Annotated in this window: 19 protein-coding genes and 1 riboswitch; of the genes, 16 read left to right on the top strand and 3 right to left on the bottom strand. The window is 70.1% G+C overall.

The window, feature by feature from the left end; all coding sequences use genetic code 11:
- Nucleotides 1-223 precede the first annotated feature (223 nt).
- The 6 genes from ASD35_RS24795 to ASD35_RS24770 all read left to right on the top strand — a co-directional run bounded on the left by ASD35_RS24795 (nucleotide 224) and on the right by ASD35_RS24770 (nucleotide 8,352).
- Nucleotides 224-2,134, top strand: coding sequence for a glucokinase (locus ASD35_RS24795; RefSeq protein WP_056877638.1), 1,911 nt, complete (start codon nucleotides 224-226; stop codon nucleotides 2,132-2,134).
- A gap of 181 nt (nucleotides 2,135-2,315) precedes the next feature.
- The gene (locus ASD35_RS24790) at nucleotides 2,316-3,458 is read left to right on the top strand and encodes an efflux RND transporter periplasmic adaptor subunit (RefSeq protein WP_056877637.1); all 1,143 of its coding nucleotides are present in this window, start codon (nucleotides 2,316-2,318) and stop codon (nucleotides 3,456-3,458) included.
- A gap of 95 nt (nucleotides 3,459-3,553) precedes the next feature.
- Complete coding sequence (locus tag ASD35_RS24785; RefSeq protein WP_056877636.1) at nucleotides 3,554-5,554, top strand: ATP-binding cassette domain-containing protein; 2,001 nt, start codon at nucleotides 3,554-3,556, stop codon at nucleotides 5,552-5,554.
- Nucleotides 5,555-5,559: 5 nt separating this feature from the next.
- Nucleotides 5,560-6,948: a TolC family protein gene (locus ASD35_RS24780; RefSeq protein ID WP_162254515.1), complete on the top strand. Its 1,389-nt coding sequence runs from the start codon at nucleotides 5,560-5,562 to the stop codon at nucleotides 6,946-6,948.
- A gap of 23 nt (nucleotides 6,949-6,971) precedes the next feature.
- Nucleotides 6,972-7,757, top strand: coding sequence for a glutaminyl-peptide cyclotransferase (locus tag ASD35_RS24775; protein ID WP_056877634.1), 786 nt, complete (start codon nucleotides 6,972-6,974; stop codon nucleotides 7,755-7,757).
- Nucleotides 7,758-7,794: 37 nt separating this feature from the next.
- Nucleotides 7,795-8,352, top strand: a complete 558-nt coding sequence (locus ASD35_RS24770; RefSeq protein WP_056877633.1) for a hypothetical protein — start codon at nucleotides 7,795-7,797, stop codon at nucleotides 8,350-8,352.
- Between the two features lie 14 nt (nucleotides 8,353-8,366).
- On the opposite strand, the gene ASD35_RS24765 is transcribed toward ASD35_RS24770, so the two are convergent.
- A complete protein-coding gene (locus ASD35_RS24765) occupies nucleotides 8,367-8,828 on the bottom strand; it encodes a DUF4440 domain-containing protein (protein WP_056877632.1) in 462 nt (153 codons plus the stop codon).
- Nucleotides 8,829-8,891: 63 nt separating this feature from the next.
- A complete protein-coding gene (locus ASD35_RS24760) occupies nucleotides 8,892-10,070 on the bottom strand; it encodes an acyl-CoA dehydrogenase (protein WP_056877631.1) in 1,179 nt (392 codons plus the stop codon).
- Between the two features lie 134 nt (nucleotides 10,071-10,204).
- Between ASD35_RS24760 and ASD35_RS24755 the strand changes: the two genes are divergently transcribed.
- The 9 genes from ASD35_RS24755 (at nucleotide 10,205) to ASD35_RS24715 (ending at nucleotide 20,357) form a co-directional block, all read left to right on the top strand.
- Complete coding sequence (locus tag ASD35_RS24755) at nucleotides 10,205-11,080, top strand: LysR family transcriptional regulator (RefSeq protein WP_056877674.1); 876 nt, start codon at nucleotides 10,205-10,207, stop codon at nucleotides 11,078-11,080.
- A 166-nt stretch (nucleotides 11,081-11,246) separates the two neighbouring features.
- A complete protein-coding gene (locus tag ASD35_RS24750; protein WP_056877630.1) occupies nucleotides 11,247-12,020 on the top strand; it encodes a glycosyl hydrolase in 774 nt (257 codons plus the stop codon).
- A gap of 279 nt (nucleotides 12,021-12,299) precedes the next feature.
- On the top strand, nucleotides 12,300-13,427 hold the full coding sequence (locus ASD35_RS24745; RefSeq protein WP_056877629.1) for an ABC transporter substrate-binding protein: 1,128 nt from the start codon (nucleotides 12,300-12,302) through the stop codon (nucleotides 13,425-13,427).
- 99 nt (nucleotides 13,428-13,526) lie between these two features.
- Nucleotides 13,527-14,180 (top strand): arylformamidase, encoded by a 654-nt coding sequence (gene kynB / locus ASD35_RS24740; RefSeq protein WP_056877628.1) that lies wholly within the window; start codon nucleotides 13,527-13,529, stop codon nucleotides 14,178-14,180.
- Nucleotides 14,177-15,433 carry a kynureninase gene (gene kynU, locus ASD35_RS24735; RefSeq protein WP_056877627.1) on the top strand — a complete coding sequence of 419 codons (1,257 nt, stop codon included), beginning with the start codon at nucleotides 14,177-14,179 and terminating at the stop codon, nucleotides 15,431-15,433. The genes kynB and kynU overlap by 4 nt, the downstream gene beginning before the upstream one ends.
- Nucleotides 15,430-16,257, top strand: a complete 828-nt coding sequence (gene kynA, locus ASD35_RS24730) for a tryptophan 2,3-dioxygenase (RefSeq protein WP_082580431.1) — start codon at nucleotides 15,430-15,432, stop codon at nucleotides 16,255-16,257. The genes kynU and kynA overlap by 4 nt, the downstream gene beginning before the upstream one ends.
- 87 nt (nucleotides 16,258-16,344) lie before the next feature.
- Nucleotides 16,345-17,553 carry a nitronate monooxygenase family protein gene (locus ASD35_RS24725; protein ID WP_056877625.1) on the top strand — a complete coding sequence of 403 codons (1,209 nt, stop codon included), beginning with the start codon at nucleotides 16,345-16,347 and terminating at the stop codon, nucleotides 17,551-17,553.
- Between the two features lie 69 nt (nucleotides 17,554-17,622).
- Nucleotides 17,623-19,443, top strand: coding sequence for an aminopeptidase P family protein (locus ASD35_RS24720; protein WP_056877624.1), 1,821 nt, complete (start codon nucleotides 17,623-17,625; stop codon nucleotides 19,441-19,443).
- 11 nt (nucleotides 19,444-19,454) lie between these two features.
- Nucleotides 19,455-20,357, top strand: coding sequence for a DUF3616 domain-containing protein (locus ASD35_RS24715; RefSeq protein WP_157275760.1), 903 nt, complete (start codon nucleotides 19,455-19,457; stop codon nucleotides 20,355-20,357).
- Here ASD35_RS24715 and ASD35_RS24710 read toward each other — a convergent pair.
- Nucleotides 20,354-21,547, bottom strand: coding sequence for an MFS transporter (locus ASD35_RS24710; protein WP_157275759.1), 1,194 nt, complete (start codon nucleotides 21,545-21,547; stop codon nucleotides 20,354-20,356). The two genes, ASD35_RS24715 and ASD35_RS24710, sit on opposite strands and share 4 nt — an antisense overlap.
- A gap of 14 nt (nucleotides 21,548-21,561) precedes the next feature.
- Nucleotides 21,562-21,644, bottom strand: a riboswitch (S-adenosyl-L-homocysteine riboswitch).
- 236 nt (nucleotides 21,645-21,880) lie between these two features.
- Between ASD35_RS24710 and ASD35_RS24700 the strand changes: the two genes are divergently transcribed.
- The gene (locus ASD35_RS24700; protein ID WP_082580430.1) at nucleotides 21,881-24,841 is read left to right on the top strand and encodes a TonB-dependent receptor; all 2,961 of its coding nucleotides are present in this window, start codon (nucleotides 21,881-21,883) and stop codon (nucleotides 24,839-24,841) included.
- The last annotated feature ends 17 nt before the right edge of the window (nucleotides 24,842-24,858 follow it).

Below are 24,858 nucleotides of genomic sequence, written 5' to 3'. Positions count from 1 at the left end.
GTAGCAAAACTACATGGAATTCACAATACACGCTCACCCAGACCAGCCTTCGTCTGCGCAGGAGGCGCGCCGGAATTCGCTTCGGCAACCGCGTTCACAGGTGGCAAATCAGCCCGGACAGCCCTGTAGTGAAGCTACAGCCACGAGACCCCGCGCGAGGCGCCCGCACGACTGCTGAATAATCGCGATTCGTTTTCAGACCCGGTTTTCCCAAACTCCCACCATGCCCCGTTTCGACAGCCCCCGACTGCTTGCCGATATCGGCGGCACCTATGCCCGCTTCACGCTGGAAACCGGGCCCGGTGATTTCACGCAAACGGCCTCGCTGCGCTGCGCCGACCATGCCGACTTCCATGCCGCCGTGCGCGCCTACCTGCAGTCCTTGAGCTGGCAGGACGGCAGCCCGCAGCAGATCGCCCACGCAGCCATCGCCATCGCCAACCCGGTGGAAGGCGACCGGGTGCGCATGACCAACTACCACTGGCAGTTCTCCATCGACGAGATGCGCCAGCGGCTGGGGCTGGACACGCTGGTCGTCGTCAACGACTTCACCGCCCTGGCCATGGCGCTGCCGCGGCTGGCCGATGTGGACGTGCGTCAGGTGGGCGGCGGCCAGGCGCGCCGGCCCAGCGTCATCGGCCTGCTGGGCGCGGGCACGGGCCTGGGCGTGTCGGGCCTGATCCCCGCCGGCGAAGGCTGGATCGCGCTCGGCACCGAGGGCGGCCACGTCAATTTCGGGCCACGCGACGAGCGCGAGATGGACATCCTGAAGTTCGCGTGGAAGAAGCTGGACCCTGCCTCCAATCACGTGTCCTACGAGCGCCTGATCTCCGGCCCCGGCCTCGAGCTGATCTACCGCGCGCTGGCCGACCGCCACGGCGTGGCCGGCGCCGAGCCGCTGCAGGCACCCGCCATCACGCAGCGCGCGCTGGACGACGGCGACGCGCTGTGCCTGGAGACGCTGGAGGTGTTCTGCGGCCTGCTGGGCACGGCGGCGGCCAACCTGGCGGTGACGCTGGGCTCGCTGGGCGGCATCTACATCGGCGGCGGCATCGTGCCGCGGCTGGGCGAATACTTCGACCGCAGCCCCTTTCGCGAACGCTTCGAGGACAAGGGGCGCTTCCGCGACTACGTGTCGGCCATCCCGACCTTCGTCATCACCGCCGAGAACGCCACGTTCAAGGGCGCGTCGGCCATCCTTGAGAACCAGCTGCGCAACCTGCAGGCCTCGCCCGGCTCGGCCATCCTCGGCCAGATCCGCCGCGCCCGCAGCGAGCTGTCGCCCGCCGAGCTGCGCGTGGCCGACCTGGTGCTGGCCCAGCCGCGCTCGGTGCTGAACGACCCCATCGCGGAGATCGCGCGCGCCGCCGGCGTCAGCCAGCCGACCGTCATCCGCTTCTGCCGGTCCCTCGGCTGCGAGGGCCTGTCCGACTTCAAGCTGCGCCTGGCCTCGGGCCTGACGGGCACCGTGCCGGTGACGCACACGCAGGTCAACACCAACGACTCCATGCTGGAGCTGGGCGCCAAGGTGCTGGGCAACACCGCCAGCGCCATCCTGCAGGTGCGCAGCCACCTGAACCGCGACACCATCGACCGCGCCATCGACATGCTGCTCTCGGCCGGCCGCATCGAGTTCTTTGCGCTGGGCCAGTACGGTGTCGTCGCGCAGGATGCGCAGTTCAAGTTCCTGCGCTTCGGCATGCCCTGCGGCGCCTACACCGACCCACGCCTGCAGCTGCTCGCGGCCGACGTGCTGCGCGAGGGCGACGTGGCCGTCGTCATCAGCAGCGGCGGGCGGCTGCCCGAGCTGCTCGCCGTCGTCGAGAAGGCGCAGGAGCGCGGCGCCAAGGTCGTTGCCATCACGGCCAGCCAGAGCCCGCTGGCGAAGAAGGCCGACGTGACGCTGATCGTCGACCACATCGAGGACATCGCGACGCACCTGCCGATGGTCAGCCGCATCCTGCACCTGCTGGTCATCGACATCCTGGCGGTGGGCGTGGCGATGCGCCGCAATCCCGACAGCATCGCCGCGCTGTCGGGCGGCGAGGATGACGAGAGCAAGTCCACCCGCACCACGGCGCCGGGCATCAGCACGGCCTCGCCACTGGCGCGGCTGACGTCGCACAGCCGTTGAAGCCGGACGTGATGGCAAGCCCTGACCCTCGCATGACTTTCGCCAACCCAGGCTTCACTCAAGACGATGCGCCCGAACAGGCCGCCAGCTGCGGCCTGGCTGTTACCCTTTTTGAGCGATAACGAACCACCGCGCCGTAGCCCGTCACCGGGGCGCAGACCCCGCGAGTCCTGGGAGGGACATGAAAGCCTCATTTCTGAAACGCTGGCGCGTGCGCCTGATCGTCGTCGCCGTGCTTGCCGCAGCCGGCATCGCCTGGCGGGTCACACACCAGCCGCCCCCGCCCCCGCCGCCGCCCACCGGCGTCGTCGCGCTGACCGACATCACGCAGGCCGTGCAGGCCGCCGGCGTGCTGCAGGCCAAGACCAAGGTCGACGTCGGCGCCCAGGTCAGCGGCCAGATCCAGACGCTGCACGTGCAGCTCGGCCAGCAGGTCAAGAAGGGCGAACTGCTCGTCAGCCTGGACCCTGAACTCGCGCGCAGCGACGTCGCCCAGGCCGAGGCCGCGCTGGCGCAGGCCCGCGCCCAGTTGGACAGCAGCAAGGTCGACGCCGAGGCCGCACGCCGCGAGGTCGCGCGCCAGCGCCGGCTGCTGAGCGGCCAGGCCACCGCCGCCATCGAGGCCGAGAAGGCCGAGACGGACCTCGCCAAGATCGAAGCCGCGCTACGCGGCCAGGCCGCCACCGTCGCGCGCTTCGAGGCCGACCTCGACAATCGCAAGCTGCGGCTCTCGTACACGCGCATCACGGCGCCCATGGACGGCACCGTCGTCAACCTGCCGGTGCAGGCCGGCCAGACGGTCATTGCCGTGCAGGTCACGCCGGTCATGCTGACGCTGGCCGACCTCGACACCATCACCGTGCGCGCCAAGGTGCCCGAGGCCGACATCCAGTCCATCCGGCTGGGCCAGACGGCCCGCTTCTCGACGCTGTCCGGCGAGGGCAAGCGCTACGAAGGCAAGCTGCGCGTCATCCAGCCGGTGCCCGAGCGCGCAGGCAACGCAGTGTTCTACAACGTGCTGTTCGACGTGGACAACCGCGACCGCGCGCTGTTCAGCGACATGACGGTGCAGGTCGACATCGAGACCGGCGCCGTCGCCCAGGTGCCGGCCATCCCCATCGTCGCGCTGGGCGAGCGCGGCAAGGACGGCCGCTTCACCGTGCAGGTGCTGAACACCGCGAACAAGCAAGTGCCCAGGCAGGTGAAGGTGGGGCTGCAGGACGGCGCCAAGGTCCAGGTCGTCGAAGGGCTGAAGGCCGGTGAGAAGGTGCTGCTGGCACCGCCGAGTGCGGCGGATGCGGCGGCGTCAGCGGCTAGCAGCTGATGAGTGGCGGACTTGGCAGCTTTGGCTTGGTGGCCAGGCCGGGCGAAATCCCCGCTGGGCCTTGGCGACAACCCAATGCAGCCGTAGGCCAAACCATGCCTCTGATCGAACTCCACAACGTCGCCCGCCACTACCAGCTCGGCGAGATCGACGTCCCTGCCCTCGACGGCGTGAGCCTGGCCATCGAGGCCGGCGAGTTCGTCGCCATCATGGGCCAGTCGGGCTCGGGCAAGAGTACGCTGATGAACGTGCTGGGCTGCCTGGACAACCCGACCAGCGGCCGTTTCCTCATCGGCGGCACCGACGCCGGCACGCTGGGCCCCGACGAGCTGGCCGCGCTGCGACGCGAGCGCTTCGGTTTCATCTTCCAGCGCTACCACCTGCTGCCGCACCTGGATGCGCGCGGCAACGCGGCGCTGCCGGCCGTCTATGCCGGCGTGGGGGTCGGCCCGCGCGGCGAGCGCGCCCGCGCGCTGCTGGAGCGCCTGGGCCTGGGCGAGCGGCTGCATCACCGGCCCAACGAGTTGTCGGGCGGCCAGCAGCAGCGCGTGTCCATCGCGCGCGCGCTGATGAACGGTGGCCAGATCATCCTGGCCGACGAGCCCACCGGCGCGCTGGACTCGGCCTCGGGCGCCGAGATGCTGCGGCTGCTGAAGGAGCTGAACGAGCGCGGCCACACCATCATCCTGGTCACGCACGATGCCGCCGTGGCCGCGCATGCGCGCCGCGTCATCGAGCTGAAGGACGGCAAGGTCGTGGCCGACAACGGCACGCCCGCCGGCCATGTGCCACCCGCCGAGCTGCCCAGCGACGCACCGCCGGTCAAGCAGGGCGGCTGGCTGGGCCGCTGGGTCGTGCAATGGCGCGAGGCCGTTGCCACGGCGCTGCTGGCGCTGCGCAGCAACCGGCTGCGCACGGCGCTGTCGATGCTGGGCATCAGCATCGGCATCGCATCGGTGGTCAGCATCGTCGCGCTGACGACGGCGGCGCGCTCCTCCATCGAGAGCAACGTCGCCAGCATGATGTCCGGCCGCATCCCGGTCTGGGCCGGCAACCCGTCGCTGCCGCCGGGCGTGTCGCCCAAGCCCTTCCGGCCCAACGAGATCGACTCGCTGCGCGCGCTGGACGGTGTGCGCAGCATCACGCTGAACCGGCAGATGCAGCTGACGGCCCAGCACCGCTCGCGCGACGCGACCGTGCAGGCCGTCGCCGGCGACGCCAGCACGCTGAAGGCGCGCAAGCTCAAGCTCGTGCAGGGCCGCTACTTCAGCGTGATGGACTTCGAGGCCCACAGCCAGGTGCTGGTGCTGGACGAGAAGGCGCGCGACGCCTTATTCAAGAAGGGCCAGTCGGCGCTCGGCCAGGTGGTGCTGCTGCAGCTCGGCGGCAGCCAGTTCGCCGGGCAGATGCCGCCGCCGCCCTCGGCCGCCCTGCCCTTCACGGTCATCGGTGTCGCCGCCGCGGACGGCGGCGCCATCAGCTTCAGCGGCGGCATGAGCCAGCTCTACCTGCCCAACACGACGTTTGCCCGCAAGCTTGACGCCCGCGCCGACATCTGGAGCTTCGACGTGCAGCTGGACACCCGCGTGCCGCCGCAGCAGGTGCGCGAGCACATCGTCCACCGCCTGAAGGCCTTGCACGGCCGCGAGGACTTCAGCAGCTTCAACGCCGAAGAGGAGTTCCGCAAGTTCCAGCAGATCACCGGCGCGCTGGCCGCCGTGTTTGCCGGCGTGGGCGCCATCTCGCTGCTGGTGGGCGGCGTGGGCGTCATGAACATCATGCTGGTGTCGGTGTCCGAGCGCACGCGCGAGATCGGCATCCGCATGGCGGTGGGCGCGCGCCAGGGCGACGTGCGATTGCAGTTCCTGATCGAGGCGGTCGTCCTCTGCTGCCTGGGCGGGCTCGTGGGCGTGGGCCTGAGCTGGCTGGCCGCGCAGGGCTTGAATGCGGCGCAGAAGGAGGTCGAAGTGGTCGTCAGCTGGGCAGCGCTGGGCGTGGCATTCGCGGTGTCTAGCCTGGTGGGCCTGGTGTTCGGCACGCTGCCCGCGCGGCGCGCTGCGGCGCTGAGCCCGGTGGACGCGCTCGCTCGGGAATGAACAAGATGAAAACAAGACTGACTTCGATGGCGCTGGCCTCGGCCCTGCTGCTGGCCGGCTGCGCGCTGGGGCCCACGGCCCGGGCGCCCGACGTGCCCGTGCCCGCCGCATGGAGCCTGGCCAGCGGCGACGCCACGCCGGACTGGGCCGGCCTGCTGGACCCGACGCTCGCCGCGCTGCAGGACCGCGCGCTGCAGACCAACCGCGACATCGCGCTGGCGGCGCAGCGCTGGAAGCGCGCGCAGCTGCTGGCCGAGCAGAGCGCACTGCGCTGGATGCCCAGCGCCAGCCTGTCCACCAACGCCAGCCGCCCGCTGGAGACCGAAAGCAACACGCGCAACGTCGATGTCGGCGGCGTGACCATCCCGGTCACCACCTCCACCGGCGTGACGCGCAGCTACGGCGCCAACGTGGGCGTGGGCTACGAGCTCGACCTGTGGGACCGCCTGGCGCAGAACCAGGCCGCGCAGCGCGCCAACGCCGAGGCCGCGCGCACCGACATTGCCGCCGCGCGGCTGCTCATCCGCAGCCAGGTGGCCGAGGCCTACTGGACCTTGGCCGCCATTCGCGCCCGGCAGCCGCTGGCCGAAACCCAGCTCGCGTTGACCCGCGAGACGCTGGAGCTGACCCGCGCCCGCGTGCGCGAAGGCAAGCTGCTGCCCATCGAGCTCGACAAGATCGCCGCCACCGTGCAGGCGGCCGAGAACCGACTGGCCGACCTTGCCGCCGACGCGCTGCTGCAACGCCAGCGCCTGGCCCTGCTGCTGGACGATCCGCTGCCGGGCCCGTTGCCCGAAGCCGCCCTGCCCGCCAGCGAGCCGCCACGCTGGCGCCTGGCCGAGCCCGCCGAGGTGCTGGCCCGCCGGCCCGACGTGCAGCGCGACCGTTTCGGCGTGGACGCGGCACTGGCCCGGCTGCGCGTGAGCGAGGCCGAGCGCTACCCGCGCCTGAGCTTCAATGCCGGCCTGAGCACCGGCGGCTCCCAGTCGCGCGACTGGCTGTCGCAGCCGCTGGCTTCGCTGGGCGCCAACCTGGTCATTCCGACGATCGACTGGCAACGCCTGGCCCTGCAGCGCGACGGCGCCCGCACCGAACTCGACACCGCCGCGCTGACGCTGCGCGACACGCTCCACAAGGCGCTGGCCGACATCGAGGCCCAGCGCATCGAGGCCGAACGCCTGCGCCAGCAGCTCGCTGCCAACGACGGCCGCCTGCGCGAAGCCGTCGAGAACGAACGCCTGGCCACGCTGCGCTACGAGGCCGGCGCGATCGCCCGGGCCGACTGGCTGCAGGCCAGGAGCGCGCGGCTGGACGCCGAGCAGAACCGCATCCAGCTGCGGGCGCAGCAATGGGTGCGGCAGGCGGCGCTGTTCAAGTCGCTAGGTGGTGCGTGAGCGAACGATCTCCAGGCTGCCCCATGACGTCGAACTTCCATCCACGCCGCCGCGCGCTGCTGGCCGCGCTTGCAGGCGCCGCTGTCGCGCCAGCGGCCCTGGCCTTGGCCGGCACGCCGGTGCAGGGCTTCAAAGTCGTGCGCAGCCACCCGCACGACCCCGACGCGTTCACGCAGGGCCTGTTCTTCCACGACGGTTTCCTGTTCGAAGGCACCGGCCTGCACGGCCGCTCGAGCATCCGCAAGGTCGAGATCGAGACCGGCCGCGTGGTGCAGCAGGTGGCGCTGCCGCCCGAGGTGTTCGGTGAAGGCATCACGCGCTGGGGCGACCGCATCATCGGCCTCACGTGGCAGGAGGGCACGGCCTTCGTGCTGGACCTCAAGACCTTCAAGCTGTGGCGCAAGTTCAGCTACCCCGGCGAGGGCTGGGGCCTGACGCACAACGAGCGCGAGCTGATCATGAGCGACGGCACCGCCGAGCTGCGCTTCCTGGACCCGCTGACCTTCAAGGAACTGCGCCGCGTGCGCGTGACGGCAGATGGCCAACCCGTCGACCAGCTCAACGAGCTGGAATGGGTGGAGGGCGAAGTGCTGGCCAACGTCTGGCAGACCGACCGCATTGCCCGCATCGACCCCAGGACCGGCCGCGTGACGGGCTGGATCGACCTGCGCGGCCTGTTGCCGGCCAACCAGCGCACCAACGCCGACGCGGTGCTCAACGGCATTGCCTACGACGCGAAGAAGAAGCGGCTGTTCGTGACCGGCAAGCTGTGGCCAACGCTGTTCGAGATCCAGCTGACCAGGAAATGACGAAGTTCACCTTCCCCAACCCATAGCCCACACACGCATGCCCCATCAGCCTTGGAAGCGCCGCCTTGCCGTCTTGATCGTCCTGGCGACGCTGGGCGCGGGCGCGCAAGCGCTCGAACCCAACTCCAAGCTTCGCGAGATCGCCGCCGCGGATCAGCAGGACAGAGCCGGCCCGATCGACGCCATCGACGACAAAAAGCTGGCCCGTCGGGATGCTGAACGCCGCACCCAGGTCATGCAGTTGCTGGAGCAAGGCGAAGTCCGCGTCGCGGAGGACTACTTCAACGCCGCGACGGTCTTTCATCACGGCGAAACGGCGGAGGACTTCAAGCTGGCCTTCTCGCTGATCAACATCGCTGCAGCGCTTCGCCCCGAGCGCCCAGGCCCCAAGGCAGCAACCTGCTCCGCCTGGGACAGGTTGCTTCTTCGGTCAGGCAAGCCGCAGTGGTATGGAACGCAGTTCGAGCGTTCGGCAAAGACGGGGAAGATGGAACTTTCGGCCGTCGATGAATCTGCCGTGACGGACGCGGACCGGAAGGCGTGCGGACTGCCGACGTTGCAAGAGTTGCGTACCAGCGCCGAACGGTTCAAGTAGCCGCGCAGGAACGATCAGTGGCACACCTCGGTGCCGAAGTCGAACACGATCTCCCAGCCTCCCGCCGGCTTGCGGCGCCAGATCGACTGGAAGCGCGCCGTCACCTTGCCCTCGAGGTCCAACACCGGGCCCGTGGTGCGGGCCAGGTCGCCGCTGGGCAGCACCAGCACCAGGTCGGGCGACCAGCTGAACGGCGGCTTGGGCGCAGTGAGCAGGCCGTTCCAGGCCGCCATGACGGCATCGGGGCCGTGCAGCGGCGCCTTGCCCATCCAGATGGTGTCGGGCGCCAGCAGGCGCCGGAAGCCCGCCACATCGCGCGCGGCAAAGGCCGCCGCAAAAGCCGTCTCGGCAGCGCGTGCCTCTTCCACGCGCCTGGCAATCTCGTCGGCGCCCGGCCAGCCGGCCTGGGCGGTGGCGCTGCCCGCCGCGGCAGGCAGTGTGGCGGCGGCAAGCAGGGCGTGGCGGCGAGTCGTCATCGGCGGTCTCCTGGTTTGGAAGACCGCGAGCATGCCTCGCCATGCTGTCCCTGTCTCAAGTCATCAAAACGCCGCGATGCCCGTCTGTGCCCGGCCCAGGATCAGCGCATGGATGTCGTGCGTGCCCTCGTAGGTGTTGACCACTTCCAGGTTGACCAGATGGCGCGCGATGCCGAACTCGTCGGAGATGCCGTTGCCGCCGAGCATGTCGCGCGCCATGCGGGCGATATCCAGGCTCTTGCCGCAGCTGTTGCGCTTCATGATGGACGTGATCTCCACCGCCGCCGTGCCCTCGTCCTTCATGCGGCCCAGGCGCAGGCAGCCCTGCAGGCCCAGTGTGATCTCGGTCTGCATGTCGGCCAGCTTCTTCTGGATCAGCTGGTTGGCGGCCAGCGGCTTGCCGAACTGCTGGCGGTCCAGCACGTACTGCCGCGCCGTGTGCCAGCAGTCCTCCGCCGCGCCGAGCGCGCCCCAGGCGATGCCGTAGCGCGCGCTGTTCAGGCAGGTGAACGGACCCTTGAGGCCGCGCACGTCGGGAAAGGCGTTCTCCTCGGGGCAGAACACGCGGTCCATGACGATCTCGCCGGTGACGGACGCGCGCAGCCCCACCTTGCCGTGGATGGCCGGCGCGCCCAGGCCCGGCGTGCCCTTGTCCAGCACGAAGCCGCGAATGGCGCCCTCGTCGTCCTTGGCCCAGACGACGAACACGTCGGCGATCGGGCTGTTGGTGATCCACATCTTGCTGCCCGTCAGCTCGTAGCCGCCGGCCACCTTGCGGGCGCGCGTGACCATGGAGCCGGGGTCGGAGCCATGGTTGGGCTCGGTCAGGCCGAAGCAGCCTATCCATTCGCCGCTGGCCAGCTTGGGCAGGTACTTCCGCTTGGTCGCCTCGTTGCCGAACTCGTTGATGGGCACCATGACCAGCGACGACTGCACGCTCATCATCGAGCGGTAGCCCGAGTCGACGCGTTCCACCTCGCGGGCGATCAGGCCGTAGCTGACGTAGTTCAGGCCGGCGCCGCCGTATTCGGCCGGGATGGTCGGGCCCAGCAGGCCCAACTCACCCATCTCGCGGAAGATGCCCACGTCGGTCTTCTCGTTGCGGAAGGCCTCGATGATGCGGGGCTTGAGGCGGTCCTGGCAGTAGGCCGCCGCCGCGTCGCGCACCATGCGCTCGTCGTCGGTGAGCTGCTCGTTCAGCAGCAGCGGGTCGTCCCAGTGAAAGCTTGCCTTTTGGGCCATGGCGGGTCTCCTCTTCAATGCGGGGCGCCGGCAGGGCGCGTATGGCGCCCAGTATTCCCCCGGCTGCGATTCGTGTCCAATTCAAGAAACGACTTCGACGATTCGCAATGCCTATCGAAAACACGAGCCGCTCGCTGGAGTTCCGCCACCTGCGCTACTTCCTCGCCCTGGCCGAGGAACTGCACTACGGCCGCGCGGCCCAGCGCCTGGCCATCTCGCAGCCGCCGCTGTCGGTGGCCATCCAGCAGTTGGAGGCCAGCGTCGGCGCCCGGCTCTTTGACCGCGACAGCAAGGGCGTGCGCCTGACGCCCGCGGGCGCCGCCTTCCGCGCCAGCGCGCAAGCCCTGCTGGACCGCGCCGAGGACGCCTGCGCCCTGGCCCGCGAAGTGCAGGCGGGCGAGGTCGGGCGGCTGCGGCTGGGCTTCGTCGGCTCCACGCTGTTCAACGGTTTGTCGGCCTGGCTGCAGGCCTTTCAGGCCGCCCACCCCAGGGTCGAGGTCGTCGTTGTGGAGTTGAACTCGCAGGACCAGATCGACGCGTTGCTGCAGGAGGACCTGGACCTCGGCCTCGTCCACACCGACCGCCTGCCGCCCGCGCTGGTGGCGCAGCCGCTCTACAGGGAACCCTTCCTCGCCTGCCTGCCGGCCGGCCATCCGCTGGCAGCGCTGGCGGAGATCCCATTGGCGGCCTTGAGCGACCCGCCCTTCATCCTGTTTTCCCGCAAGGGCTCGCCGGACTATCACGCGCGCATCGTCGAGATCTGCCGCCAGCACGGCTTCTACCCGCGGCTGCAGCACGAAGGTCGGCACTGGCTGTCGGTCGTGTCGCTGGTGGCCCAGGGCATGGGCGTGTCCATCGTGCCGGCGGCGTTCCAGCGGGCGGGCATCCAGGGCGCGGTCTTCAGGCCGTTGGCGGAGCAGGTCGACGGCTCGGCCGTGTTCGCCGCGTGGCGAACGGATTCGGCCGGGGTGCTGAGAGAGCGTTTCCTGGCTGCGAGGCCGGCAAGCTGAACTCGGGGAACCCCTTCGATGGCCCTTCGCGTCGAGCAGCCTGTTACAGAGAAACGGGTAAGCCCGATGGTCGAACAAATTGTCCGCGGCTCGAATTAATTCGCCCGACAACGCTGACATCGCCACCGTCGCGGGCATTTCTTCAATCAACGACAACTGGAGACCTATGAAATCACTGCATCGCGTGTTGGGCGCCGCCGTCTTCGCCATGGCGCTGGCCTCTTCCGGCGCGCAGGCCGCCACCTGGGCCGCCTCCTCGCCCGCCACGACCTCCTGCTCGGCGAGCAACCTGTTCGCCAGCTGGAACTACGGCAGCTACAACTTCAACAACGACGTCTGGGGCCCCTGCGGCGGCGTGGCCGTCGGCCCGCAGACCATCTGGGCCAACTCGAATGCCGATTGGGGCGTCTGGTCCGATCAGCCCAACACCGGGGGCATCAAGTCCTATCCGCACATCGGCTACACGGTCAACCGCACCATCAGCTCGCTGTCCACGCTGTCGTCCACCATCTCCGCCACGACGCCGGGCGGCGGCGCCTGGTCATCGACCTTCGACGTCTGGGTGGGCAACAACGCCCACGAGATCATGCTGTGGCTGAACTACACCGGCACCGCGGCCGGCTGCGGCAACGTCAAGCCCATCTCCTACAACTGGAACGCGTCGGGCTGCGCGATCCCCGTGTACACCAACGTGAACGTGGGCGGCGCGACCTGGAACGTCTACCGCGGCCACAACGGCGCCAACATGGTGTATTCCTTCCTGCGCACCACGAAGACGAACAACACGACCATCAACGTGCTGGCCATCCTCAACTACCTGAGGAACCAGGGCTGGATCAGCGACCTCGTCGTCGGCGACGTGCAGTATGGGTTCGAGATCACCTCCTCGTCGGGCGGCATGAACTTCGGATCCAAGAACTTCTCCGTCACGGCGAGGTAAGCCGGGCGGCCCGCGGGCGTGGGAGCCCTGCGGGCCGCTGACGCCGGCGGGGCGGACCTACGGCGCCGCCCATCACCACTGCTGCGGCAAAGGAAGAAAGGGCGCCTGCCAGGGCGAACTTCCGGTGCTCACGCATGTGACCAACGCCACGCGTCGCCGATGTCCGTCGCGCGGCAGTCATCTGCCTGCCCCTGGCGCGTGCTTGAATGACGTTCCCGCGAGCAGGTCGCGCCCAGCGCACAGAGCCCGCCGCAGTCAGGGGCAGCTTGGAGACCACGCATGACCACATTCCGGCAGCAGGCCCGTCGCCTGCTCGTCGCCGCGATCGCGGCCGCCGCCTTCGCCGGCCCCATCACCGCCCACGCCGACATCACCATCGGCCAGACCGCGGGCCACACCGGTACGGTCGCCGCCAGCGTGAAAGAGGCGACCTCGGGCGCGAAGCTGTATTTCGACATCGTCAACGCCACCGGCGGCGTCAACGGCCAGAAGATCACGTTGGTGTCGCTGGACGACAAGTTTGACGCCAAGCTGGCGGTCACCAATGCCAAGCAGTTGATCGACCAGGGCGTGATGGCCCTCTTCCTGAACCGCGGCACGCCGCTGACGCAGGCCGTCATGCCGCTGCTGACGGAGCACAAGATCCCGCTGGTGGGGCCTTCGACGGGTGCGATGGTGCTGCACAAACCCGTGCACCCGTGGCTGTTCAACGTGCGCGCGCCCTACCAGCGCGAGGCCGAGCGGGCCATCGAGCACCTGAGCCTGATCGGCGTGGAGCGCATCGCCATCGTGCAGGTGGACGACACCTTCGGCGAAGACGCCGTGCAGGGCGCGTTCTCCGGCCTCGCCAAGACCAACAAGACGGCCGTGGCCCACGAGAAGTACGACCGCGCCAGGCCAGACTTCGGGCCGCTGATGCCCAAGCTGCTGGCCAAGCAGCCGCAGGCCGTGGTCTTCATCGGCTCGGGCACGGCCGTCGTGCAGGGCATGAAGGCGGTGCGCGCGGCGGGCTCGACGGCGCAGCTGGTGACCTTGTCGAACAACGCGTCGGCCGGCTTCATCAAGGACCTGGGCGATATCGCCTACGGCGTCATCGTCAGCCAGGTGTTCCCGTACGAGCGTTCCATCGCCAAGCCCCTCATCAAAGAGGCGCTGGACGCCGCCCGCGGTGCCGGCATGGAGCTGACGCCGACGGTTGTCGAAGGCTATGTGTCGGCCAAGGTGCTGGTGGAAGGCCTGAAGCGCGCCGGCAAGCTGCCCACGCGCCAGAGCCTGCGCGATGCGCTGGAGAACATGGGCCGCTTCGACCTGGGCGGCATCGAGCTCGGCTACAACGCCAAGGACCACAGCGGCCTGGACTACGTGGACCTGGCCATCGTCGACCAGTCGGGCAAGTTCCGGCGCTGAGGCGCCGCGGCGGTGCGCGTCAGCACCCGGGACGAGTTGACAGGCAGTTGGAATTAACCGACACCACGACCGTCCAGGCAAAGCTATGGTGCCGCCGCCATGCCTACCCCCGCCCCGCCCCGTACCCCGCCCCGGCTCTGGGACATCTCGCCCACCGTCGCGCCTGACGCGCCCATCTTCCCGGGCGACGAACCCTACAGCCTGCGCTGGACGGCCCGGCTGTCGCCCGGCTGCCCGGTCAACCTCAGCGCCATCACGATGTCGCCCCACGTGGGCGCGCATGCGGATGCGCCGTTGCACTACGCCAACGACGCGCCTGCGATCGCCGACGTGCCGCTGGACACCTACCTCGGCCGCTGCCGCGTCATCCACGCCATCGGCGCGGCGCCGCTGGTCACCGTCGCGCACCTGCAGCACGCTGAGCAAGATCTGCCGCCGCGCGTGCTGGTGCGCTGCTGCGAGCGCGCCGACACGGTGTGGAACCCCGCCTTCACCGCCTACGCACCCGAGGCGATTGAGTGGCTGGCCGCGCGCGGCGTGAAGCTCGTCGGCATCGACACGCCCAGCGTGGACCCGGCCGACTCCAAGGCGCTGAGCAGTCACCAGCAGCTGCGCCGCCTGGACCTGCGCGTGCTGGAGAACCTGGTGCTCGACGACGTGCCCGAGGGCGACTACGAACTGATCGCCCTGCCCCTGAAACTCCAAGGCGCCTGTGCCAGCCCGGTGCGCGCCATCCTGAGGGAACTGCAATGACGACAAGAGAACAAGCCGCCGCGCTCGATGCGCGCGACCCCTTGGCCCCGCTGCGCGAGCTGTTCACGCTGCCACCGGGCGTCATCTACCTGGACGGCAATTCGCTGGGCGCGCTGCCGAAGGCGACGCCGGCCCGCATCGCCCGCGCGGTGGAGCAGGAGTGGGGCCAGGGCCTGATCGCAAGCTGGAACAACGCCGGCTGGATCGACCTGCCGCGCCGGCTGGGCGACCGGCTGGCGCCGTGGATAGGCGCGCGGGCGGGCGAAGTGCTGGTGGCGGACTCGACCTCCGTCAACCTCTACAAGGTGCTGCACGCGGCGCTGCAGCTGCAGCAGGGCAAGCGCAAGATCGTCGTCAGCGAGCGCAGCAACTTCCCGACCGACAACTACATCGCGCAAAGCGTCGTGCGCTCGCACGGCGGCGAGCTGATCCTGGCGGACTCGCCCGAGGACATCCCGCCGCTGCTGGACGAACGCTGCGCCGTGCTGATGCTGACGCACGTGAACTACCGCAGCGGCCGCATGCACGACATGCCGCTGCTGACGCGCTGGGCCCACCAGGCCGGCGCGCTGGCCGTGTGGGACCTGGCGCACAGCGCCGGCGCCGTGCCGCTGGACCTGCTCGGGGCCGCGGCGGACTTCGCCATCGGCTGCGGCTACAAGTACCTCAACGGCGGCCCCGGCGCCCCGTCCTTCGTGTGGATGCACCCGCGCCACGAGGGCCAGGTGTGGCAGCCGCTGACCGGCTGGCTGGGCCATGCGGCGCCGTTCGAGTTCTCGCCGGAGTACCGCCCCGCGGCGGGCATCCAGCAATACCAGTGCGGCACGCCGGCGGTGCTGGCCATGACGGGGCTGGACTCGGCGCTGGACGTGTTCGACGAGGCGGCCAAGCTCGGCGGCATGGGCGCGCTGCGGGCCAAGTCGCTGGCGCTGACGGAGGCCTTCATCGCCGAGATCGACGCCCGCGTCCCGACCGCCTGGGTCGCGACGCCACGCGAGGCGGCGTTGCGCGGCTCGCAGGTGTCCGTCGCGCTGCCCAGCGACATCGACAGCTACGCCGTCATGCAGGCGCTGATCAGCCGCGGCGTCATCGGCGACTTCCGCGCCGGCACGCCGGCCCTGCTGCGCTTCGGCTTCACGCCGCTGTACACGCGCTTCGTCGACGTGGTCGATGCGGTCAGCGTGCTGGCCGACGTGCTGGCCACCGAAGCCTGGCGTACCCCTGAATTCCAACGCCGCAGTGCAGTGACATGACCCCAACCGAACACCACGGCGCCCAGCTCGACTTCTCCAAGGACATGAGCTACGGCGACTACCTGCAGCTCGACGCCATCCTGAACGCGCAGAAGCCGCTGTCGCCCGACCACAACGAGATGCTCTTCATCGTGCAGCACCAGACCTCGGAGCTGTGGATGAAGCTGATGCTGCACGAGCTGCACGCCGCCGTCGCCCACGTGGCCGAGGACCGGCTGCCCGAGGCCTTCAAGATGCTGGCCCGTGTGTCGCGCATCATGGAGCAGCTGGTGCACGCCTGGGACGTGCTGGCGACGATGACGCCGCCCGAGTACAGCGCCATCCGGCCCTACCTGGCCAAGAGCAGCGGCTTCCAGAGCGCGCAGTACCGGCGCATCGAATTCATGCTGGGCAACAAGAACGCCGCGATGCTCAAGCCGCACGAGCACCGGGCCGACCTGCTGGCCCAGGTGCAGGCAGCCTACCAATCGCCGTCGCTGTACGACGAGGTGCTCCAGCTGATGGCCCGCCGTGGCATCGCCGTGCCGGCTTCTCACACCGCCCGCGACTGGACCCAGCCCTATGCCGCCGACGAGGGCGTGAAGACCGCCTGGCTGACGGTCTACCGCGAGCCGCAGGCGCACTGGGACCTGTACCAAATGGGCGAGGAACTGGTGGACCTGGAGGACGCCTTCCGGCTCTGGCGCTTCCGCCACGTGACGACCGTGGAGCGCGTCATCGGCTTCAAGCGCGGCACCGGCGGCACGGGCGGCGTGAGCTACCTGCGCAAGATGCTGGACGTGGTGCTGTTCCCCGAACTCTGGGCGCTGCGCACCGAGCTCTAAAGATTGCGGCCTGCATGACCTGGGTCAAGGCGGCGTCGGCCGCGGGCCCTTAGCCTGCGGCGTTTCAGACCCGTCACGGCGGCCGCAATGAATCCCTTCCCGCACATCTCGCAAGAACTCGGCGCCCTGCTGGCGCGCAGCGGGCTCAAGCCGCTCCAGCTCGGCGGGCGCGAGCTGCTGCCCATCGTGCAGGGCGGCATGGGCGTGGGCGTCAGCGCCAAGCGCCTGGCCGGCTCGGTGGCGGCCGCGGGCGGCATGGGCACGCTCAGCTCGGTGGACCTGCGCCACCACCACCCCGACCTGGTCGAGGCCACGCGCGACTGCCGCGCCGGCCCGCAGGCCAAGGCGCGCATCGAGGCCGCCAACCTCGAAGCGCTGGAGCGCGAGATCGCCGGCGCCCGCGAGCGCTCGCAGGGCCGCGGGCTGGTGGCGTTGAATGTGATGCGCGCCGTCAGCGCCTATGCCGACTCGGTGAAGCGCGCACTGGCGGCCGGCGTGGACGCCGTCGTCGTCGGCGCCGGCCTGCCGCTGGACCTGCCCGACCTGGCGCAGGACCACCCCAAGACGCTGCTCATCCCCATCCTCAGCGATGCGCGCGGCGTGCAGCTGGTCGTCAAGAAATGGGAGCGCAAGAAGCGCCTGCCGGACGCCATCGTCATCGAGCACCCGCGCCTGGCCGGCGGCCACCTCGGCGCGGCCCGCATCGCCGACCTGGGCGACCGGCGCTTCGACTTCGACCAGGTGCTGCCGGCCTGCCGCGAGTTCTTCAAGCAGGCGGGGCTGGAGCGCGAGATTCCGCTGATCGCCGCCGGCGGCGTGCGCAGCTTCGAGGACATCCGCCGGCTGCAGGACCTGGGCGCGGCCGGCGTGCAGCTGGGCACGCCCTTCGCCGTGACCACCGAATGCGACGCGCATGCCGAGTTCAAGCGCGTGCTGGCCGAGTCGCGCGACGAGGACATGGTGGAGTTCACCAGCGTGGCCGGCCTGCCCGCGCGTGCCGTGGCCACCACCTGGCTCAAGCACTACCTGAAGCTGGAGCCCAAGCTGCAGGCCGCCGCGCACGTGAAGGCGCGCTGCACCAAGGCCTTCGACTGCCTGGCCCAGTGCGGGCTGCGCGACGGCATCAAGGACTGGGGCCAGTTCTGCATCGACAACCAGCTGGCCGCCGCGCTGCGCGGCGACGTCAAGAAGGGCCTGTTCTTCCGCGGCGCGGGCGCCCTGCCCTTCGGCAGCCAGATCCGCAGCGTGCGCGAGCTGCTGGAGCGCCTGCTGACGTCCACCCCGGCACCGGCCTGAACCCTGCCCTCCGGCAGGGCGGCGCCGGAAACCTAAACTCGTGGCTTCGACTCAGAAAAGGTCCTGGCCATGGACACCCGCACCTCCGAGATCCGCCTGCGCATCGAGCGCCTGCGCGATGCCCTGATAGCCCACGGCGCGCATGCCGTGCTCGTTCCCTCCGCCGACCCGCACCTGTCCGAATACCTGCCCGAACGCTGGCAGGCCCGGCAGTGGCTGTCGGGCTTCACCGGCTCGGTCGGCAGCCTGGTCGTCACGCGCGACCGCGCCGCGCTGTTTGCCGACAGCCGCTACTGGGCGCAGGCCGAGGCCCAGCTCACCGGCAGCGGCATCGTGCTGGAGAAGATGACCTCCGGCGCCTCCACGCAGTACATCGACTGGCTGGCGCAGGAGCTGCAAACCGGCCAGACGCTGGCAGTGGACGGCCAGGTGCTGGGTCTGGCGCTGGCCAACGCACTGCGCGCGGGGCTGGGCCGCAAGGGCATCACGCTGCGCACCGATGTCGACCTGGTCCAGTCCGCCTGGGATGACCGCCCCGGCCTGCCGACCGAACCCGTCTACGAACACCTGCCGCCCCAGGCCGTCGTGGCGCGCGCGGACAAGCTGGCCCGCGTGCGCGCAGCGATGGCGAGCATCGGCGCGACCCACCACCTGGTCTCCACCGTCGACGACGTGGCCTGGCTGCTGAACCTGCGCGGCAGCGACGTGCAGTGCAACCCGGTCTTCATCGCCCACCTGCTGCTGGACGCGCAGGCCGGCCGGCTGTTCATCGCCGAGGGCAAGGTGCCGGCCGATGTGGCGGCCCGCCTGGCCGCCGACGGCATCCAGCTCGCGCGCTACGACCAGGCGGCCCAGGCGCTGGCCGCGCTGCCTGCGGATGCGACGCTGCTGATCGACCCGCGCCGCGTGACGCTGGGCCTGCGCGAGGCCGTGCCTGCCGGCGTGAAGGTCGTGGAGCAGATCAACCCGAGCACGCTGCTGAAGAGCCGCAAGACGCCCGCCGAGGCGGTGTTCATCCGCGAAGCCATGGCCGAGGACGGCGCGGCGATGTGCGAGTTCTATGCCGAGTTCGAGGCGTCGCTGGCCCGCGGCGAGCGCTGGAGCGAGCTGGACGTGGACCGGCGGCTGTCCGCCCAGCGGCGCAAGCGCAAGGGCTTCGTGGGCTTGAGCTTCTCCACCATCGCCGGCTGGATGGCCAACGGCGCCCTGCCGCACTACCACGCCACGCCCGAGTCTTTCGCGCAGATCGAGGGTGACGGACTGCTGCTGATCGACTCCGGCGGCCAGTACCTGGGCGGCACGACCGACATCACGCGCGTGTGGCCCATCGGCACCGTCAACGCGGCACAGAAGCGCGACTACACGCTGGTGCTCAAGGGCACGCTCGCGCTGTCGCGCACGCGCTTCCCGCGCGGCACGCTCAGCCCCATGCTGGACGCCATCGCCCGCGCGCCGCTGTGGGAGCACGGCCTGGACTACGGCCACGGCACGGGCCATGGCGTGGGCTATTTCCTGAACGTGCACGAAGGCCCGCAAAGCATCAGCAAGGCCGTCGCCGAGCCGGCCATGGCGATGGAGCCCGGCATGATCACGTCCATCGAGCCCGGCTTGTACCGGCCGGGGCTGTGGGGCGTGCGCATCGAGAACCTGGTCATGAACGTGGCCGTGGACACGCCGGAGCACAACGCCTTCGGCGAGATGCTGGCGTTCGAGACGCTGACGTTGTGCCCCATCGACACGCGCTGCATCGACCTGGCGCTGATGCGCGAGGACGAGATCGCCTGGCTCAACGAGTACCACGCGACCGTGCGCGAGCGCCTGCAGCCGCGGGTGAGCGGCGCGGCGCTGGCCTGGCTGCTGGAGCGCACCGAGCCGCTGTACGCGGCGTGATCGGCGCGGTCATGCTGGCGCTCGCCGTCACCGCCGGGTCGGCCGTCGAGCACGCCGGCCTCAGCGATGCCTCGGCCGGCATTGCGCTGGACGACCTGCACTTCGTTGTCGCCAACGACGAGCACAACCGCCTCGTGGTGTACCGCCGCGGCCTGCCCGGCGCGCTGCACGAGGTGGATCTGGGCAGCTTCCTCGGCGCCAAGAAGGAAGCCGACATCGAAGGGTCGGCCCGCATCGGCCAGCGCATCTACTGGATCGCCTCGCACGCCCGCAACGCCAAGGGCAAGCTGCGCGAGGACCGGCAGCGCTTCTTCGCAACCGACGTCATCCCCGGCAACGGCACGCCCACCCTGCGGCCAGCCGGCCGGCCGTACACGGGGCTGCTGGCCGACATGATCGCCTCGCCGGCGCTCGCTGCGCTGAAGCTCGGCGAGGCTGCCGAACTCGCGCCCGAACTGGACGGCGGCTTCAACATCGAAGGGCTGGCCGAAGGGCCGCATGGCAGCCTGCTGATCGGCCTGCGCAACCCGCTGCGCCACGGCCGCGCGCTGCTGATCCCGTTGCTGAACCCGGCCGAACTGATCGTCGCCGGCGGCGGCCCGGCGCGCTTCGGGCCGGCCATCGCGCTGGACCTCGGCGGGCTGGGCGTGCGCAGCCTGGAGCGCCTGACGGATGGCAGCTACCTGATCGCGGCCGGTCTGCCGGGCGACGGCGGCAGCTTCCGGCTTTTCCACTGGAGCGGCAGCGCAACGACGCCACCGCAGGGCGTGCCGCTGGACCTGGGCAGCCTGCGCCCCGAAGGCCTGTTCGTATGGCCCGACGGGCGGCTTACGCTGCTCAGCGACGACGGCGCGCAGTTCAAGGAGCTGCCCGAGGCGCAGCAGCGCTTCAGGGCCGTCGAGTTGAGGCGCTAGGCAGCGACCGTCGGCGTAGCCTGCACGGCCGGATAGCGCCACACCAGCGCCGCGCTGGCCAGCAGCTGTGCCAGCACGCCGCAGAACAGCGGCACGGCACTGCCCTCGCCGCCCAGGAAGGGCGCGACCAGCTGCGTGCCCAACGCGCCGGCCGCCAGCAGGGCCAGCACCAGCAAGGCCGTGGCGCGGCCCATCTGCGCGGGCGGCACGGCCAGCGCGTCGACGAAGGTGGCCGGCCCGCGGATGGCGAGCGCGCCGCAGAAGCACATCCAGTACGCCGCCACCGCCGCATAGGGCAGCGGGCCGACCGCCGCGCCCGCCAGCGCCAGCGTGCAGGCCACCACCTGCACCGTGCTGCCCAGCCGCACCACGCGCGCATGGCCCAGCCGCTGGGCCAGCCGCCCGGATTGCGACGCGCCCAGCATGAAGCTGCCCACGCCCAGCACCTGCAGCAGCGCGAACGCCGACGTCCCCAGGCCCAGGGTGTGCTGCAGCAGCTGCGGCGCGCTGGACAGGAAGGTCAGCAGCGCGCCGATGCACAGCGCATGCGACAACGCCAGCCGCACATAGCTGCGGTTGCGCAGGATGCCCACATAGCTCGCATCGTGCGCGAGATTGAGGCCCGGCAACTGGCGCGGTGCGATCTTGACGACCCAGGGCAGCACCAGCAGCGACAACGCCGCGAGCACCCAGAACGTGCCGCGCCAGTCCGTGACGGTGAGCAGCAGCGCGCCCAGCACCGGCCCGGCGGCGGGCACGATGGCCTCGACCATGGAGATGGCGGCGATGCCGCGCACGACGTCGGCGTCCGCCAGCGTGGCGCGCACGACGGTCGGCGCCACGACCGTGGCCGCCGCGGCCGCCACGCCTTGCAGCAGGCGCAGCACCAGCAGCATCTCGATGCCGGGCGCCAGCGCGCAGCCCAGGCTGGTCAGCGCGAGCAGCGCCAGGCCGATCTCCATGCAGCGGCGCGGGCCGAGGCGGTTCAGCAGTTCGCCCCACAGCAACTGGGCGCCGGCCAGGCCTGCGAGGTAGACGGCCACGGTGGCCTGGGCGAGCGAGATGCTGATGCCCATGCCGGTCTGCAGCGCCGGCACGGCGGGCAGGTAGAGGTCCATCGCGGCCATGCTGACGCCGGTCACGAAGGCCAGCGGCAGGATGGTGCGTATGGAGGCGGAGGATGAAGACACGCAGGCGACCCTTTTCACAAAGGGCGCCCTTGAACCAGCGTTCCCACCGAGCGTGGCGGAGGCTCCAGGGCCGTCCGTCGCAGCACCCCTCGGCAGGGACGGCGCCAGCAAGGCAACCGCCCGGCGTGACGCGACGGCCATTCTAGGCAGGGCCGCGGGCTAACGACCTGACTTGCAGGACGCCAGGGTTGTCACGAAGCCGGAATCTGGTGGCGCGGCGGCCACTTGCTCAAGCGCTTGAGTGATTGCCGCCCCGCACTACGCAGCGCGGCGACGCCTGCCTAAGCTGCGCGCGCATTGCCGCCCCCACACCGATTCCAAGGAGACTCGCGCATGCCACAAACCCCACCGTCGAGCGCAGCCGCACGGCTGCCCCGCCTGACCTTGCTGGCGCTGTCCGCCGCGCTGGCCGCCAGCGGTGCCACGGCACAGGAGGCGCTGGAGACCGTCGTCGTGACGGGCTTTCGCGCCAGCCTCGACAGCGCCCTGCAGGCCAAGAAGAACGCCGACGGCATCGTCGATGTCATCAAGGCCGAAGACATCGGCAAGTTCCCCGACGCCAACCTCGCCGAGTCGCTGCAGCGCGTGCCGGGCGTGGCGCTGTCGCGCGGCGACGGCGGCGAAGGCAAGCAGATCACCGTGCGCGGCCTGAACGCCGGCTTCACGCGCGTGCGCATCAATGGCATCGAGGCCATCGCGGCCACCGGCGCGTCGGACATCAACGGCAGCACCAACCGCTCGCGCGCCTTCGACTTCAGCGTCTTCGCGGCCGAGCTGTTCAACAGCCTGGAGGTGCGCAAGACCTCGACGGCCGACGTCGAGGAAGGCTCGCTCGGCGCCACCGTGGATCTGCGCGCCGCGCGGCCGTTCGACTTCGCCGGCCGCACCGCCAGCATCAGCGCGCAGATGAACTACAACACGCTGTCGCGCAAGGCCGCGCCGCGGCTGACCGCCCTGTTCAGCGAGCGCTGGAACACCGATGCGGGCCAGGTCGGCCTGCTGCTGTCTGGCGCCTATTCGCGCCGGCATGCGATGGAGGAAGGCTACGAGGCGGTCGAGTTGCTCAGCGCCAATGCTGACGGCGGCTTCTGCTCGCCATTGGGCTTCACGCCGCAGGCGCCCGCCAACGACGCGGTGCGCGGCGCGAGCGCCACGCACTGCGGCAACAACCTGCCGCGCACCTCCAGCCTGGCGGCCTACAACGACGTCTTCGGCCGCACCGACAACTACGGCGGCACGGTGGCCACGCCGGCGGCAGGCTCGGGCGCCTTCCACCCGCGCATCCCGCGCTACCGCCGCTCGGTGGCCGAGTACGAGCGCACCGGCCTGACGGCGGCGCTGCAATGGCGCCCCAGCGCGCGCACCGAGCTGGCGCTGGACCTGCTGGCCGGCGACTTCAAGAACGACCGTTACGACAACTACATCTCGGCCATCTCCTTCGGCCGCACGCTGGCCGCAGCCAACGGCAAGCCGCAGAGCTCCATCCTGGAGACCTCGTTCAACGGCAATGGCAGCTGGGAGTACGGCAAGTTCAACGGTGTGGACGTGCGCTCCGAAGGGCTGCTGGACGTCAATAACACGGCCTTCCGCCAGCATGTGCTGTCGGGCTCGCACAAGCTCACCGACACGGTCAAGCTGGACTTCATGACCGGCCAGTCGCGCTCGACGCTGGACTCGCCGCGCCGCACGACGGTGCAGTTCGACTCGCCCAACGTCAACGGCTACTCGTTCGACTTCCGCCAGAACCGCAACGTGCCGACGCTGAACTTCGGCGTGGACGTGGCCAACCCGGCCAGCTTCAGCTGGGGCCCGGTGGACGCGGACGGCACGGTGCACGGCCAGTTCGTCACGCGCAAGCTGGAGACCGGCAACACGCTGAAGACGAACGCCATCGGCGCGAGTTGGGACGTCAACGACAACCTGACGCTGCGCACCGGCCTGTCCTCGCGCGACAACGCGTGGACCAACTTCGAGATCAGCGGCGGCCTGCCCAACGGCCTGGCCAACCCGGCGGGGTTCAACATCGCCAGCGTGTCGCGCACGATCAGCGGCTTCGGCCGCGGGTTGGAGGGCTCGGGCTATCCCAGCGAGTGGGTGGCCGTGGACCTGCCGAAGTTCCTGCAGGTGTGGGACATCGAATGCGACTGCGCTGCGGTGCCGGGTTCCACGCTGAACGTGCTGGGCCAGGCCAACCGGCGCGTGTCCGAGCGGATCGACGCGGCCTTCCTGGCGGCCGACTTCAACCACAAGCTGGGCGGCATCCCGCTGCGCGGCAACGTGGGTGTGCGCGTGGCCGACACCAAGGCGCGCGCGGCGGCGCTGGTGAACGCCGGCGGCACGCTGACCGAGGTGTCGTTCACGAAGAAGTACCGCGACACCCTGCCCTCCTTCAACCTGACGGCCGAGCTGCCGCGCAACGTCTTCCTGCGCTTCTCGGCGGCCAAGACGCTGTCGCGGCCGGAGTACGTGGACCTGGCGCCTTCGGCCGCGGTCAACACGAACGCGCAGACGGTCAACATCGGCAACCCGCAGCTGGACCCGATCCGCGCCAAGACCTACGACCTGCAGGCCGAGTGGTACTACGACAAGAACGCGCTGCTGTCGCTGGGCTTCTTCCGCAAGGACATCGAGAGCTACATCCAGAACATCGGCGAGCGCGTGCCCTACAACACGCTGGGCCTGCCCGACGCGCTGCTGACCGGCGGCGGCACCTGCTCCATCACTGGCGGCACGCCGGCCTGCCCGACGCTGCCCAGCAGCGTCGTCACCGTGCGCCGCGCGGTGAACACGCCGGGCGGCCCCATCAACGGCATGGAGCTGAGCCTGCAGGCGCCGTTCAACTTCCTGCCCGGCATCTGGCGCAACTTCGGCCTGCTGGCCAACTACACGCGCGTCAAGTCGACCATCAACTACATCACCCGCACGGCCACGCCGACACTGCCGCAGCTGAGCATGAACGCCAATCTGGTGGGCATGTCGCCCAAGGCCTACAACGTGACGCTGTACTACGAGGACCCGAAGTTCAGCGCCCGCGTGTCGGCCGCACACCGCTCGCAGTACCTGTTCACGGTGCTGGGCGACGTCAACGGGCACGACTTCACGACGGTCGACGCGTCCACCAACATCGACCTGTCGATGTCGTACAACGTGACGCCCCAGCTGCGCATCAGCCTGGAGGCCGCCAACCTGACCGACGAGCCGCTGCGCTACGGTCGCGACTCGCAGCGCGACGACACGCTGCTGTACGCGCACTCGGGCCGCACCTTCGCGCTGGGGGTGAGCTACAAGTTCTGAGCGCCGCCCCGGCGCCA

This window comes from Pelomonas sp. Root1444 (genome assembly GCF_001426885.1).
In the GTDB taxonomy this organism is placed as follows: Bacteria; Pseudomonadota; Gammaproteobacteria; order Burkholderiales; family Burkholderiaceae_C; genus Pelomonas.
The sequence above is the reverse complement of the archived record's forward strand: the minus strand, read 5'-3'. Positions and strand labels throughout refer to the sequence as shown.

What these genes read in the sequence shown, in the direction of transcription:
- ASD35_RS24795 (WP_056877638.1), top strand. Translation starts at nt 224, where the DNA reads ATGCCCCGTTTCGACAGCCCCCGACTGCTTGCCGATATCGGCGGCACC.
- ASD35_RS24790 (WP_056877637.1), top strand. Translation starts at nt 2,316, where the DNA reads ATGAAAGCCTCATTTCTGAAACGCTGGCGCGTGCGCCTGATCGTCGTC.
- ASD35_RS24785 (WP_056877636.1), top strand. Translation starts at nt 3,554, where the DNA reads ATGCCTCTGATCGAACTCCACAACGTCGCCCGCCACTACCAGCTCGGC.
- ASD35_RS24780 (WP_162254515.1), top strand. Translation starts at nt 5,560, where the DNA reads ATGAAAACAAGACTGACTTCGATGGCGCTGGCCTCGGCCCTGCTGCTG.
- ASD35_RS24775 (WP_056877634.1), top strand. Translation starts at nt 6,972, where the DNA reads ATGACGTCGAACTTCCATCCACGCCGCCGCGCGCTGCTGGCCGCGCTT.
- ASD35_RS24770 (WP_056877633.1), top strand. Translation starts at nt 7,795, where the DNA reads ATGCCCCATCAGCCTTGGAAGCGCCGCCTTGCCGTCTTGATCGTCCTG.
- ASD35_RS24765 (WP_056877632.1), bottom strand. Translation starts at nt 8,828, where the DNA reads ATGACGACTCGCCGCCACGCCCTGCTTGCCGCCGCCACACTGCCTGCC.
- ASD35_RS24760 (WP_056877631.1), bottom strand. Translation starts at nt 10,070, where the DNA reads ATGGCCCAAAAGGCAAGCTTTCACTGGGACGACCCGCTGCTGCTGAAC.
- ASD35_RS24750 (WP_056877630.1), top strand. Translation starts at nt 11,247, where the DNA reads ATGAAATCACTGCATCGCGTGTTGGGCGCCGCCGTCTTCGCCATGGCG.
- ASD35_RS24745 (WP_056877629.1), top strand. Translation starts at nt 12,300, where the DNA reads ATGACCACATTCCGGCAGCAGGCCCGTCGCCTGCTCGTCGCCGCGATC.
- kynB (WP_056877628.1), top strand. Translation starts at nt 13,527, where the DNA reads ATGCCTACCCCCGCCCCGCCCCGTACCCCGCCCCGGCTCTGGGACATC.
- kynU (WP_056877627.1), top strand. Translation starts at nt 14,177, where the DNA reads ATGACGACAAGAGAACAAGCCGCCGCGCTCGATGCGCGCGACCCCTTG.
- kynA (WP_082580431.1), top strand. Translation starts at nt 15,430, where the DNA reads ATGACCCCAACCGAACACCACGGCGCCCAGCTCGACTTCTCCAAGGAC.
- ASD35_RS24725 (WP_056877625.1), top strand. Translation starts at nt 16,345, where the DNA reads ATGAATCCCTTCCCGCACATCTCGCAAGAACTCGGCGCCCTGCTGGCG.
- ASD35_RS24720 (WP_056877624.1), top strand. Translation starts at nt 17,623, where the DNA reads ATGGACACCCGCACCTCCGAGATCCGCCTGCGCATCGAGCGCCTGCGC.
- ASD35_RS24715 (WP_157275760.1), top strand. Translation starts at nt 19,455, where the DNA reads ATGCTGGCGCTCGCCGTCACCGCCGGGTCGGCCGTCGAGCACGCCGGC.
- ASD35_RS24700 (WP_082580430.1), top strand. Translation starts at nt 21,881, where the DNA reads ATGCCACAAACCCCACCGTCGAGCGCAGCCGCACGGCTGCCCCGCCTG.